Genomic DNA, 13,094 nt, shown 5'->3' on the forward strand with positions numbered 1-13,094 from the left:
CTCCGTGACCATCGCGCCGCTTGTCTCGGGGCCACTCGCTGTCGACCGCCTCGACCGCCGGAGAACTCGCCGTCCCCGTCGTCCGCCCGCTTCATCCGGCTCAAACCACGGGTATTCGCGGGTTTGGGCACGATTCGCGACGGATGACGCACCGGCGGCATCCGACGCCGTGAAGCGCCCCGGCTTCATCCGGCGCAAACCACGGGTATTCGCGAGTTTGGGCACGATTCGTGACGGATGACGGCATCCGCCCCCGGCTCGTCCGCCCCAAACCACGGCCATCCGCCGGCGTCGCCGCGATTTGCGACGGATGGCGGCGAATCCGGATGCGCTGCCCACGCGCGCCGGCCATCCCGGGTCAGCGCGCCGACGAGCGGCGCACCAGCAGGGCGAGGTGGAGGGCGGCCTGCACCTCGCCGTCGTCGAGGTCGACGCCGAGCAGGTCGCCGATCAGGGTGAGCCGCTGGTAGAACACCGACCGCGACAGATGCGACGCCGACGCGGCGGCGGTGCGGTTGCCGGGGTGCGCGAGCATCGCGCCGAGCACGTCGAGCAAGTCGCCGCCGCGGGCGAGGTCGTGGTCGATGAGGGGCGCGAGCATCCGCTCGCCGTGGTCGAGCACGCGATGGTCGTCGCGCAGCGCCGTGACCAGCCGCGCCAGCGGGCGCTGCTCGGCCCGCCGCAGCTGCGGCCCGCGCACCCCGCGCGGCCCCGGAGCACGGGACAGGTCGATGGCCTCCTGCAGCGACGCGAGGCCTTCGTCGAGCCCGGATGCCGCCGGCCCGATCGACAGCGTCAGCCGCGCGGCGTCGGGGCCGAGATCGTGCGCGAAGCGCAGCGCCGCGTCGTCATCGAACCGCACCGCCGGCGGCAACGACAGCAGGATCGCCGCGCCGGGCGCGTCAGCAGCACCCACCGCGCCGGCGCGGGCCGCGGCGTCCGCCACGCCATCGGCCGACCCGACCAGCGCGCGGCCGCCGAGCGCGCGGGCGGCGGCATCCGCGGCGTCGGCGCGCACCTGCGCACCTGCGGCGACGACGCCGCGCAGGGCGGCGCCCTCGACGGGCAGGCCCGCCGCCTGCAGCCGCGCGGCCCCGCCGTCGGCGCTCGCGTAGCGGCCCGCCAGCAGCGCGTCGACCAGCTGCCGTCGGCCGATGCGCGCCCACTCGTCGCCCGCGGCGTCGGTGAGGCGGCCAAGGGCCAGCGCGATCGCACCCTGCTCCAGCACGCCCACGCGCCCCGCCGGATGCGCCGGCCCCGGAAGCGCCACGAGATACCCCCACCGGATGCCGCGCGCCTCGACCGGCACGATCAGCCAGCGCTCCGGGCGGCCCGCGGCCGACTCCGCGACCCCGCCGCTGCGGTGCGCGACGCGGGAGCGCACCTCCCACCGGGCGAGCACCTCGGTCTCGCGCGCGGGCGGAACGTCGGCGACGACGACCTCGTGCGCCAGGTTCTCCAGCACGACCGGCGACCCCAGCGTCTGCGCGAGCTGGTGCACGATGAAGTCGGCGGGCGAGCCGCGCAGGGCGAGCGCCGTGAACCGGGTGCGCACCTCGTCGCGCGCCTCCAGCGCTGCCGTCTGGTCGGCGATGATCCGCCGGTGCACGGCCTCGGTCACCGCGACGAACTTCACCTCGCGGTGGAGCACGACCAGCGCCAGCCCCCGCTCGCGCGCCGCCTCGACGACGACGGCGGGCGCGTACCGGTAGTGCGTGCCCAGCTCGAGCACGAGGCACGACAGCCCCGCATCGGCGAGGCTCCCCACGAACTCGCGCAGGGCGTCGGGCTCGACGGGCCACGCCGACCCCGTCGACAGCAGCAGCTCGCCGCCGTCGAGCAGCCGCGCGACCGCGGCGCTGTCGGAGGCGTGCACCCAGCGGACGGGCGCATCCAGCCCGGCGTCCGCCAGCACCTCGGGGGCGCCCGCGGCGACGGCGTCGAGCACGAGCGCCTCACGCACCGTCGGCAGGCCCGCAGCCGCCGCAGACCCGCCCGGACGGATTGTCCGGTCGATCGAAACTTCGCGACGTTCGGCCACGGCTCTTACCTCCCTCACCCCTGTTGCGCTCAGCCATCCACGGGCAGAATGAGTCTGCCACACCGATTCGTCCGTCCGGTCGATCTGTCCGGATCAGCTCTGGCGAACCGCGCGAAGGAGACGAAATGACCAGCACCGACAGCATCCGCGTCATCTCACACTGGATCGACGGGGCCGAGCGTCCCTCGTCGAGCGGCCGGACCGCGCCGGTGTTCAACCCGGCCACCGGCGCCGTGCAGGCGGAGGTCGCCCTCGCCGACCAGGCCGAGATCGACGCGGCGATCGGGTCGGCGCAGCGCGGATTCGAGGTCTGGAGCGGCTACTCGATCGCCAAGCGCCAGGCGGTGGTGTTCGCCTTCCGCGAGCTGCTGAACGCGCGCAAGACGGAGCTTGCCGCCATCATCACCGCCGAGCACGGCAAGGTGATCTCCGACGCGATGGGCGAGATCGCGCGCGGCCAGGAGGTCGTCGAGCTCGCGTGCGGGTTCCCGGCGCTGATCAAGGGCGCGTACAGCGAGAACGTGTCGACCGGGATCGACGTGTACTCCCTCAAGCAGCCCCTCGGCGTCGTGGGCGTCATCAGCCCGTTCAACTTCCCCGCGATGGTGCCGATGTGGTTCTTCGCGATCGCACTCGCCGCCGGCAACGCGGTGGTCCTCAAGCCCAGCGAGAAGGATCCGTCTGCGGCCCTGTGGCTCGCGGCCCTCTGGAGCGAGGCGGGGCTTCCCGACGGGGCGTTCACGGTGCTGCAGGGCGACAAGGAAGCGGTCGACGGGCTGCTGCACTCCCCCGTCGTGCAGTCCATCTCGTTCGTCGGTTCGACCCCGATCGCGCAGTACATCTACGAGACCGCGGCCAAGACCGGCAAGCGCGTACAGGCTCTCGGCGGCGCGAAGAACCACATGCTCGTCCTGCCCGACGCCGACCTCGACCTCGTCGCCGACCAGGCCGTCAACGCCGGATACGGCGCCGCCGGCGAGCGCTGCATGGCCATCTCGGTCGTCCTCGCCGTCGAGCCGGTCGCCGACGAGCTGATCGGCAAGATCGCCGAGCGCATCGCGAAGCTGCGCATCGGCAACGGGGCGGATGCCGTCGAGCCCGACCTCGGTCCGCTCATCACCGGCGCGCACCGCGACAAGGTCGCCTCCTACGTCGACATCGCCGAGGCCGACGGCGCGACGATCGTCGTCGACGGCCGCGGATGCCGGGTGGAGGGCCACGAAGACGGCTTCTTCTTCGGGCCAACCCTGCTCGACCACGTCCCGACGACCTCGCGCGCGTACACCGAGGAGATCTTCGGGCCGGTGCTGTCGGTCGTGCGCATCGCCTCGTTCGCCGACGGGGTCGAGCTGATCAATTCGGGCCAGTTCGGCAACGGCACCGCGATCTTCACGAACGACGGCGGGGCCGCCCGCCGGTTCCAGAACGAGATCCAGGTCGGGATGATCGGCATCAACGTGCCGATCCCCGTGCCCGTCGCGTACCACTCCTTCGGCGGCTGGAAGGCCTCGCTGTTCGGCGACGCGAAGGCGTACGGCACGCACGGCTTCGACTTCTTCACCCGCGAGAAGGCGATCACGGCCCGCTGGATCGACCCGGCCACGCGCGGCCACAGCTCCCACACCGGGATCAACCTCGGCTTCCCGCAGCACGACTGACGACGTTTCGACTCGCGCCTACGGCGCTCGCTCAACGACCGGAGACCCACACATCATGACCGACACGCTGACGACCGGCATCCGCACCGACCTCGACCAAGACGCGCGCGTGCGCGCCGCCGACCGCGGGCACGTCTTCCACTCCTGGAGCGCGCAGGCGCTCATCGATCCGCTGCCCGTCGCGGGCGGGTCCGGGGCGACGTTCTGGGACTACGCCGGCAACTCGTACCTCGACTTCAGCTCGCAGTTGGTGAACCTGAACCTGGGGCACCAGCATCCCGACCTCGTCGCCGCGATCCAGGAGCAGGCCGGGCGGCTGGCCACGATCCAGCCGTCGATGGCCAACGACACCCGCGGCGAGCTCGCACGGCTGATCGCGGACGTGGCCCCGGACGGGTTCGAGAAGGTGTTCTTCACCAACGGCGGCGCCGACGCGAACGAGAACGCCGTGCGCATGGCCCGCCTGGTCACCGGCAAGCGCAAGGTGCTGTCGATGTACCGCAGCTACCACGGCAACACGTCCACCGCGATCACCCTGACCGGCGACCCGCGACGCTGGGCGAACGAGCCCGCCGACGGCTCGGTCGCGCACTTCTTCGGGCCGTACGCGTACCGGTCGCCCTTCCACTCCTCCTCGCCCGAGGAGGAGACCGCCCGCGCCCTGGAGCACCTCGAGCAGACGATCATCCTCGAGGGCGCGTCGACGATCGGCGCGATCATCCTCGAGACCGTCGTCGGCACCAACGGCGTGCTCGTGCCGCCGCCCGGATACCTGCCCGGCGTGCGGGCCCTCTGCGACAAGTACGGCATCGTCTACATCGCCGACGAGGTCATGGTCGGCTTCGGCCGCATCGGCGAGTGGTTCGCGTTCCAGGCGTTCGATGTCGTCCCCGACCTCATCACCTTCGCGAAGGGCGTGAACTCGGGATACGTGCCGCTCGGCGGCATCGTCATCAGCGACCGTATCGCGGCGCACTTCGACACCGTCGCTTTCCCCGGCGGACTCACCTACTCCGGCCACCCCCTCGCCTGCGCCCCTGGCATCGCGACGTTCGAGGTGTTCCGGCGCGACGGCATCCTGGAGCGCGTGCGCGACCTCGGCGCGCGCGTCGTCGAGCCGCGGCTGCAGACCCTCGCCGCACGGCATGCGTCGGTGGGCGACGTGCGCGGCCGGGGGCTGTTCTGGGCGATCGAGCTCGTCCGCGACCGCGAGACGCGCGAGCCGCTCGTTCCCTTCAACGCGTCCGGCGCGGATGCCGCCCCCATGGCGGCCGTCGCCGCCGCCTGCAAGAAGGCGGGGCTCTGGCCGTTCACGCACTTCAACCGCGTTCACGTCGCCCCGCCGCTCGTGATCTCGGAGGACGACCTCGTCCGCGGCCTCGACATCCTCGACGCCGCGCTCGACGTCGCCGACGCCGCCCTCTGACCCGGCATCCGGATGCGGGGTCTCGGCATACCGCGGCGGTCTCGGTGACGAACCAGCGGCACGGCGTCGCAAACGGGGGCGTCTCGTTCTGGTGGCGGCAGCTCGGGATGCCACCCGCGCGCAGCCCGCTGCCGGGCGACCGCGACGTCGATGTCGCGATCGTCGGCGCCGGGTACACCGGGCTGTGGACGGCGTACTACCTGAAGACCCTGCAGCCCGACCTGCGCGTCGCGGTGCTCGAGCGGCGCTTCGCCGGGTTCGGCGCCTCGGGCCGCAACGGCGGCTGGCTGACGAACTCGGTCACGGGCGGCCGCGCGCAGTACGGCCGCGAGGGCGGTGCGCGCCAGCAGGCGGCGATGAACGCGACCGTCGACGAGGTCATCCGGGTGGCGGATGCCGAGGGCATCGACGCCGGCATCCGCAAGGGCGGCGAGCTCAACATCGCCCGCACGCCGGCCCAGCTCGCGCGGCTGCGCGCGTTCGCCGCCGACGAGCAGTCGTGGCCGCACACCGACCTCGAGCTGTGGGATGCCGCCGCGACCGACGCGCACGTGCGGGTCGCCGGCGCGCTCGGCGGGGTGTGGCATCCGCACTGCGCCCGCATCCATCCGGCCCGCCTGGCGCGCGGGCTCGCCGCCGCGGTCGAGCGGCTCGGCGTGCCGATCTACGAGGACACCGCGGTGTCGGCCATCGAGCCGGGGCGCGCGGTGACCGCGCACGGGACGGTGCGCGCGGCATCCGTCATCCGGGCGACCGAGGGCTTCACGCCCGACCTGCGCGGGCAGCACCGCACGTGGCTGCCGATGAACTCGTCGATGATCGTGACCGCGCCCCTGCCGGCGGAGTTCTGGGATGCGGTCGGCTGGTCGGGCGCCGCGACCCTCGGCGACCTCGCGCACGTCTACATGTACGCGCAGCGCACAGCCGACGACCGCATCGCGTTCGGCGGGCGCGGCGTGCCGTATCGCTACGGGTCGCGCGTCGACAGCGACGGCGCGACGCCGCAGCGCACCGTCGCCGCGCTCACGCGGCTGCTGCACGCGTTCTTCCCGGATGCCGCCGCCACCCCGATCGACCACGCCTGGTCGGGGGTGCTCGGCGTTCCGCGCGACTGGTCGGCGACGGTCGGCTACGACCGGCGGACCGGGCTCGGGTGGGCCGGCGGCTACGTCGGCACGGGCGTCGCGACGACGAACCTCGCCGGGCGCACGCTCGCCGACCTCGTACTCGGGCGTGCGAGCGACCTCGTCGACCTGCCCTGGGTGGGGCGCCGCGCGCGGCGCTGGGAGGTCGAGCCGCTGCGCTGGCTCGCCGTGCAGGCGATCTACGGCGCGTACCATCTTGCCGACGCGCACGAGGCGCGGCCGGGGCGGCCGGCGACGTCGCCCGTCGCCCGGGTCGCGGACTGGGTGTCGGGCCGCGGGCACTGAGGCGGCGGCATCCGGTGTCGCTGGCGGCTGGCGTTGATCCGGCGCATCCCGCTCGCTAGCCCCGTTCATCCGACGCAAACCACCTCCATCCGGCCGAATCACCGCAATGTGCGACGGACGAAACCGGGGGCGCCGCGTTCATCCGACGCAAACCGCGACCACAACGGCGTTTCGCCATCATTCGCGACGGATGAAGTCGGCGGCATCCCGCCCATCCGGCGCAAACCACGACCACAGCGGCGTTTCGCCATCATTCGCGACGGACGAGGCAGTCGGCATCCGGCCCATCCGGCGCAAACCACCTCCAACTCGCCGGATGGCCGCGGTTCGCGACGGATGAATCGGTGACGTTCAGCCCGCGGTCGGCGTGAGGAGTGCGGCGGTGAGGGTCCGGCGCGTCCACGCGCGAAACGCGTCGAGGTCATAGCCGAGCCTGCCCGCGAGGAGGTCGTAGCTGTCGGGGCTGGCGATGACCCACGCGGTGTCGGTCGCGGCGGCGTGGGTGAGTCCAGCCCGTAGGGATTCCGCGGGGATGCCTGCGACGATCCGGGCGATGAGGCCGTGACGGAGGCGATGCAGCTCCGCCCAGTCCTCGGTGATCTCCGGATCGACCGCGGCGGCATCGCGGTAGAGGCTCCATCCGAGCGCGGCACGCTCGGCGATGTCGGACACGAGGTCCGCCAGGCCGTTGATCCGGTCCTGTGGCGACATGTCCCCGGCGAAGCGCCGCGCGGCATCCTCGGGCGATGCCTCGCCCCCCGCGATCGCGTGCTCCATGTAACCGCGCAGCAGACCCCGCTTGCTCCCCCATGCCAGGTACAGGGTCTGCACGGAGACGCCCGCCGCCGCGGCGATCCGGGTGACCGTGGTTGCCGTGTACCCGTGGGCGCCGAACTCTCCTTCGGCCGCCTCGAGCAATCGCGCCCGGGTATCGCGACGGAGAGCGTCGCCGACGCGTTTCTGCCGGCTGCGCGCGTCGCCGGTCTCACCGATCTCCGCTTCTGAGAACGTCATGGACAGCATCGTACCGCATGCTCTAGAGTGTCGTTCAATAGCACTAGAACGTCGATCTAAACCATGTTGCGACGTCGATCGAAGGAGCCGTGTCATGACCCGCAGTCTCGTGGACAAGCCCTGGCGCCGCCCCGGAACGGCCGCATACGCGCGCCGCCGGATCGGCGCCCTGCGCAAGCCGCCCGTGACCGTCTACGAAATGGCATCCGACGTCCGCAAAGACGCCGACGTGCCGGTGCTGTTGCGCGACGGCGTCACCCTGCGGCTCAACCTGTTCCGCCCCGCCGGTGCCACGGAGCCCCTGCCCGTGCTGCTCTCCGCGCATCCCTACGGCAAAGACGCGGTGCCCAGGCGCAGGGGTCGCCATTGGGCGCTCAACCCGCAGTTTCGCATCATGAACCAGACCGCGCCGCTGCGGATCTCGGATCAGACCAGCTGGGAGGCGCCCGACCCGGTCTGGTGGGCGCAGCAGGGGTACGCCGTCATCAACCTCGATGTCCGCGGCGGCGGGCACTCCGAGGGTCGCGGCGACCTGTTCAGCGATCAAGAGGCCAACGACATCGCCCAGGTGATCGCCTGGGCTGCAGAGCAGCCGTGGTCGAACGGCCGGGTCGGGATGCTGGGCGTGTCGTACCTCGCGATCTCGCAGTACAAGGTCGCCGCCCTGAACCCACCGGCCCTGAAGGCGATCTGCCCCTGGGAGGGATTCACCGACATCTACCGCGACTTCTGCACCTCGGGTGGGGTGGTCGAAGACGGCTTCGCACGCATCTGGTTCTTCCTGAGCGCGAAGGCCGCCCGGCTCAACACCAACCTCGGCGCCGAGCGGCGCCGGCATCCACTTCGCGACGAATGGTGGGATGCCCTCGCGCCCGACCTCTCGAAGATCACCGTGCCCATCCTGGAGTGCACGAGCTTCTCGGATGCCAATCTGCACAGTGGCGGATCGATGCGCGCCTTCCAGCGCGTCGCATCCGAGCATCGCCACGCATACGCCCACCGCGGGCCGAAATGGGCCGTGTTCTACAGCGCGGAGGCGCGCGCCCACCAGCGCGCGTTCTTCGACCGGCATCTCGCCGAGCGAGACGCCCCCGAGCTGCCGCCGCTGCGCCTGGAGGTCCGCGACCGCGGCGACCGGGTGGTCGAGGTTCGCGACGAGCACGAGTGGCCGCTCGCGCGGACGCAGTGGCGTCGCCTGCACCTCACTGCGGACGGGGCGCTCACGGAATGCAGGCCCACGACACCGTCGGGCACACCGTCCGGAACGGTCTCGTTCGACCTGCGGCGAGCGGCTCTCGCCTTCGAGCACCGGTTCGACGAAGACACCGAGCTGAGCGGCCCGATGACCCTGCGCCTGCGGTTGTCGACCGAACGTGCGCGCGATCCCCGACTGTTCGTCGGGATCGAGAAGCGAGCGAACGACATGCCGGTCCCGTTCCAGGGGTCGTACGGATACGGGCGCGACCGCATCGCCCAGGGGCGGCTGCGTGTTTCGCTGCGCGGGCTCGACCCGGAGTTGAGCACACCCCACCAGCCCGTGCACGCCTTTCGCACGCTGCAGCCCGTGCGGCCCGGCGAACAGGTCGATGTCACGATCGCGCTCAGCCCGTCGGCGACGCTCTTCCACGCCGGAGAGAGCCTGCGGCTCATGATCGCCGGACGGTATCTCGAGCCGCGTAACCCGCTGTTCGGGCATTTCCCGACACACTATGTGCGCAGCAGTCGCGGCACCGCCACCATCGTGTGCGGCGAGGCCTCGGCGCTGGAGATCCCCGCCATCCCCGCGCACCCCGCGCCGTGAGACTTCGGCGGCACCATGAGACCGCGTGCATCGGATGCCGTCGCATCACGCAGGTGCGGTCTCACGGCCACCGCCCCGTCCGCGGAACGCCCGCGCAACCGAGACCCACGCTGCGCATCGAGACCGCCGCCGTGCGCGCGGGTCTCGATGCGGAGACGGGGTCTCGGCGCGAGGACGGCGGACGGCGGTGGCGGACGGCGGACGGCGGAGGCGGACGGCGGTGGCGGACGGCGGACGGCGGACGGCGGAGGCGGGCGGCGGACGGCGCTACCCGCCCAGCGCGGCGGCGTCGACGCCGAGGAGGCCCGCGACGGCGCGGGCCGTGAGCGACAGCAGGTCGGGCGCGCCGCGCCAGCCGACGAGGGTGTGGGCGCTGAGGCCGTCGATCATGGCGACGAGGTGCCACGCGATCGCCGCAGCGTCGCCGCGGGCGAAGGCGCCGGCATCCATCCCCCGCTGCACCTCGGCGGCGATCGCGGCCTGCCAATCGTCCATCTCGACGCGCACGCGCGCGGCGAGCGCGTCGTTGCGGGTGCCGATCGCCCACGCCTGCACCCACACCAGGGTGACGTCGGCGCGCGAGCCGTCGAGCATCGTCGACAGCAGGATGCCGATGCGCTCCGCGGCCGGGTCGACCCGCTGCAGCAGGGCCACGACCTCGGCCAGCTCCCCCGCGACGACGTCGCCGAAGGTGGCGGCGACGAGCTCGTCCATGCCCGGCGCGTAGTGTGCGACCAGGCCCGGGGCGACGCCGGCCTCGGCGGCGACGGCGCGGAGGGTCAGGGCATCCAGCCCCTCGCGCAGGGCGAGATCGCGCGCGGCGGCGGCGAGCTCGGCGCGACGCTCGTCGGGGCTCTTGCGCACCCGCCGGGGTGTTGACGTCTCGCTCATCGCTCGGTACGCTCCCTCTTATTGATCGTTTGATCAACAACCTAGCGGATCAGCGAGGAGAACGCGATGACCTGGCGCATGCCGGCCGAGACAGCCCCCCAGGACCGCATCTGGATGGCCTTCCCCGCCGAGGGCGAGACCCTCGGCGACACCGACGCCCTGCGCGAGGAGGGCTACGCCGCCTGGACTGCGGTGGCCGTCGCCGTCGCCCGGTTCGAGCCCGTGACGATGCTCGTCGACCCGAGCGAGCTCGCCCGCGCACGGCGCATGCTCCCCGGCGAGGTCGAGCTGCTGGAGGCTCCCGTCGACGAGTTCTGGATGCGCGACGCCGGCCCCACGTTCGTCATCGACGACGCCACCGGCGCGCTCGGCGCCGTCGACTGGGTCTTCAACGGCTGGGGCGCTCCCGCGTGGGCGCAGTGGCAGAAGTCGGCCCAGCACGCGCGCATCATCGCCGAGGCCGTCGGGGCGGAGGTCGTCGGCTCGCTGCTCGTGAACGAGGGCGGCGGCATCCACGTCGACGGCGAGGGCACGGTGCTGCTCACCGAGACCGTCCAGCTCGACCCGCGCCGCAACCCGTTCGCCGACAAGGCCCGCGTCGAAGCCGAGATGGCCCGCACGCTCGGCACGACCACGGCCATCTGGCTGCCCCGCGGCCTCACCCGCGACTATGACGACTTCGGCACGAAGGGCCACGTCGACATCGTCGCGACCATCCCCTCCCCGGGCCGCCTGCTCGTGCACGCCCCGTCCAACCCGGCCCACCCCGACCACGCCGTGATGCGCGAGATCCGGGCTCTGCTGGTCGCGCAGACGGATGCCGCCGGCCGCCCGTTCGACATCATCGATCTGCCGGCCCCGGAGACCGTCGAGGACGAGCACGGTCTCGTCGACTGGAGCTACGTCAACCACCTCGTCGTGAACGACGGCGTCATCGCGTGCGGCTTCGGCGACGAGCGGGCGGATGCCGCGGCGCGCGCGATCCTCGCCGACGCCTACCCGGGACGCGAGGTCGTCACCGTCGATGCGCGCCCGCTGTTCGCGCGCGGCGGCGGCGTGCACTGCATCACGCAGCAGCAGCCGGCGGTGCGCTGATGTTCGGCGACGGAACGCCTGACGGCGAAGGAGAAGAGGGAACCGCATGATCGACGTCGTCGAAGCGACCATCGCGCAGCTGCGCGCCGCGCTCGAATCGGGCGAGACCACCGCCGTCGAACTCGTCGACGCGTACCATATGCGGATTGCGGCATACGATGCGCCGGGCACCGCGACCGCCCTCAACGCCCTCGTCGTCCCGAACCCCGAGGCGCGCGCCGAGGCCGCCGCCAGCGACGCCCGCCGCGCCCGCGGCGAGACGCGGCGGCCCCTCGACGGCATCCCGTACACGGCGAAGGACTCGTACCTCGTGCAGGGGCTCACCGCCGCCGCCGGCTCCCCGGCGTTCGCCGACCTCGTCGCCCAGCGCGACGCGTTCACGGTCGAGCGGCTGCGCGCGGGCGGGGCCATCTGCCTGGGCCTCACGAACATGCCGCCGATGGCCAACGGAGGGATGCAGCGCGGCGTATACGGCCGCGCCGAGAGCCCGTACAACGCCGACTTCCTCACGGCGCCGTTCGCCTCCGGCTCGTCCAACGGCTCCGGCACCGCGACCACGGCGAGCTTCGCCGCCTTCGGTCTCGGTGAGGAGACGTGGTCGAGCGGGCGGGGACCCGCATCCCACAACGCCCTGTGCGCCTACACGCCGAGCCGCGGCGTCATCTCCACGCGCGGCAACTGGCCGCTCGTGCCCACGATGGACGTCGTCGTGCCGCACACGCGCACCATGGCCGACCTGCTCGAGGTGCTCGAGGTCATCGTCGCGAACGACGCCGAGACGCGCGGCGACTTCTGGCGCGTGCAGCCGTGGGTCGAGATCCCGGCGGCGAGCGAGGTGCGGCCGGCATCCTATGTCGGGCTGCGCGCAGCCGACCTCGCCGGCAAGCGCATCGGCATCCCGCGGATGTACGTGAACGCCGACGACGCCCCCGACGGGCCCGGCATCGGTGGCCCGACCGGTCGGCGCATCGACACCCGGCCGAGCGTCATCGACCTGTGGCGGCGGGCCCGCGCCGACCTGGAGGCGGCCGGCGCGACGGTCGTCGAGGTCGACTTCCCCGTCGTGAGCAACTACGAGGGCGACCGCCCGGGCGCCCCGACGATCGCGACGCGCGGGCTCGTCGGCCCGGAGTACCTGCGCCGCGAGATCGTCGACCTGTCGGCCTGGGGCTGGGAGGACTTCCTCGCCGCCAACGGCGACCCGGCGCTCGACACCCTCGCGGGTGTCGACGGCGCACGCATCTTCCCCCGGCCGGCCGGCGCCGAACTCGACCGCTACACCGGCTTCGACGACGACATCGCCGAGTATCCCGGGTGGGTGCGCGAGCACCCCGGCGCCGGCTTCGCCGACATGCCGGAGCTCGAAGCGGGCCTGCGCGGCCTCGAGGAGACCCGCCGCGTCGACCTGGAGCAGTGGATGGATGCCGCCGGCCTCGACGCCGTCGTCTTCCCCGCCGTCGCCGACGTCGGGCACGCCGACATGGACGTGAACCCGGCATCCGCCGACCTCGGCTGGCGCAACGGCGTGTGGGTCGCCAACGGCAACCTCGCGATCCGGCACCTGGGCATCCCGACGGTGACCGTCCCGATGGGGACGATGGCCGACATCGGGATGCCGGTCGGCCTCACCATCGCCGGGCGCGCATACGATGACACCGCACTGCTGCGACTGGGCCTCGCGTTCGAGGCCCTCCGCCCCCGCCGCACGGCGCCGCCGCGCACCCCCGCACTGTGACAA

At 72.7% G+C, this 13,094-nt stretch carries 9 protein-coding genes; 6 read left to right on the plus strand and 3 right to left on the minus strand.

Annotated elements, in window-relative coordinates:
* Positions 1 to 358: 358 nt before the first annotated feature.
* Complete coding sequence (locus QM720_RS02835) at positions 359 to 2,041, minus strand: PucR family transcriptional regulator (RefSeq protein ID WP_415124649.1); 1,683 nt, start codon at positions 2,039 to 2,041, stop codon at positions 359 to 361.
* A gap of 125 nt (positions 2,042 to 2,166) precedes the next feature.
* Between QM720_RS02835 and QM720_RS02840 the strand changes: the two genes are divergently transcribed.
* From QM720_RS02840 to QM720_RS02850, 3 genes are all read left to right on the plus strand, one after another.
* The gene (locus tag QM720_RS02840) at positions 2,167 to 3,699 is read left to right on the plus strand and encodes a CoA-acylating methylmalonate-semialdehyde dehydrogenase (protein ID WP_415124650.1); all 1,533 of its coding nucleotides are present in this window, start codon (positions 2,167 to 2,169) and stop codon (positions 3,697 to 3,699) included.
* Between the two features lie 55 nt (positions 3,700 to 3,754).
* Entirely contained in the window at positions 3,755 to 5,125 is a 1,371-nt protein-coding gene (locus QM720_RS02845; protein WP_415124651.1) for an aspartate aminotransferase family protein, read from the plus strand.
* Between the two features lie 107 nt (positions 5,126 to 5,232).
* Positions 5,233 to 6,555: an NAD(P)/FAD-dependent oxidoreductase gene (locus QM720_RS02850; protein ID WP_415127783.1), complete on the plus strand. Its 1,323-nt coding sequence runs from the start codon at positions 5,233 to 5,235 to the stop codon at positions 6,553 to 6,555.
* A gap of 351 nt (positions 6,556 to 6,906) precedes the next feature.
* Here QM720_RS02850 and QM720_RS02855 read toward each other — a convergent pair whose 3' ends face one another.
* The gene (locus QM720_RS02855; RefSeq protein ID WP_415124652.1) at positions 6,907 to 7,569 is read right to left on the minus strand and encodes a TetR/AcrR family transcriptional regulator; all 663 of its coding nucleotides are present in this window, start codon (positions 7,567 to 7,569) and stop codon (positions 6,907 to 6,909) included.
* A 94-nt stretch (positions 7,570 to 7,663) separates the two neighbouring features.
* On the opposite strand from QM720_RS02855, the gene QM720_RS02860 reads away from it, so the two are divergent.
* Entirely contained in the window at positions 7,664 to 9,370 is a 1,707-nt protein-coding gene (locus QM720_RS02860) for a CocE/NonD family hydrolase (protein WP_415124653.1), read from the plus strand.
* A 267-nt stretch (positions 9,371 to 9,637) separates the two neighbouring features.
* Here QM720_RS02860 and QM720_RS02865 read toward each other — a convergent pair whose 3' ends face one another.
* A complete protein-coding gene (locus QM720_RS02865) occupies positions 9,638 to 10,261 on the minus strand; it encodes a TetR/AcrR family transcriptional regulator (RefSeq protein ID WP_415124654.1) in 624 nt (207 codons plus the stop codon).
* Positions 10,262 to 10,327: 66 nt separating this feature from the next.
* Between QM720_RS02865 and QM720_RS02870 the strand changes: the two genes are divergently transcribed.
* Both QM720_RS02870 and QM720_RS02875 read left to right on the plus strand, forming a co-directional pair.
* Positions 10,328 to 11,356 carry an agmatine deiminase family protein gene (locus tag QM720_RS02870; protein WP_415124655.1) on the plus strand — a complete coding sequence of 343 codons (1,029 nt, stop codon included), beginning with the start codon at positions 10,328 to 10,330 and terminating at the stop codon, positions 11,354 to 11,356.
* Positions 11,357 to 11,402: 46 nt separating this feature from the next.
* Positions 11,403 to 13,091 carry an amidase gene (locus tag QM720_RS02875; protein ID WP_415124656.1) on the plus strand — a complete coding sequence of 563 codons (1,689 nt, stop codon included), beginning with the start codon at positions 11,403 to 11,405 and terminating at the stop codon, positions 13,089 to 13,091.
* The last annotated feature ends 3 nt before the right edge of the window (positions 13,092 to 13,094 follow it).

The organism is Microbacterium sp., assembly GCF_047602155.1.
GTDB lineage: Bacteria > Actinomycetota > Actinomycetes > Actinomycetales > Microbacteriaceae > Microbacterium.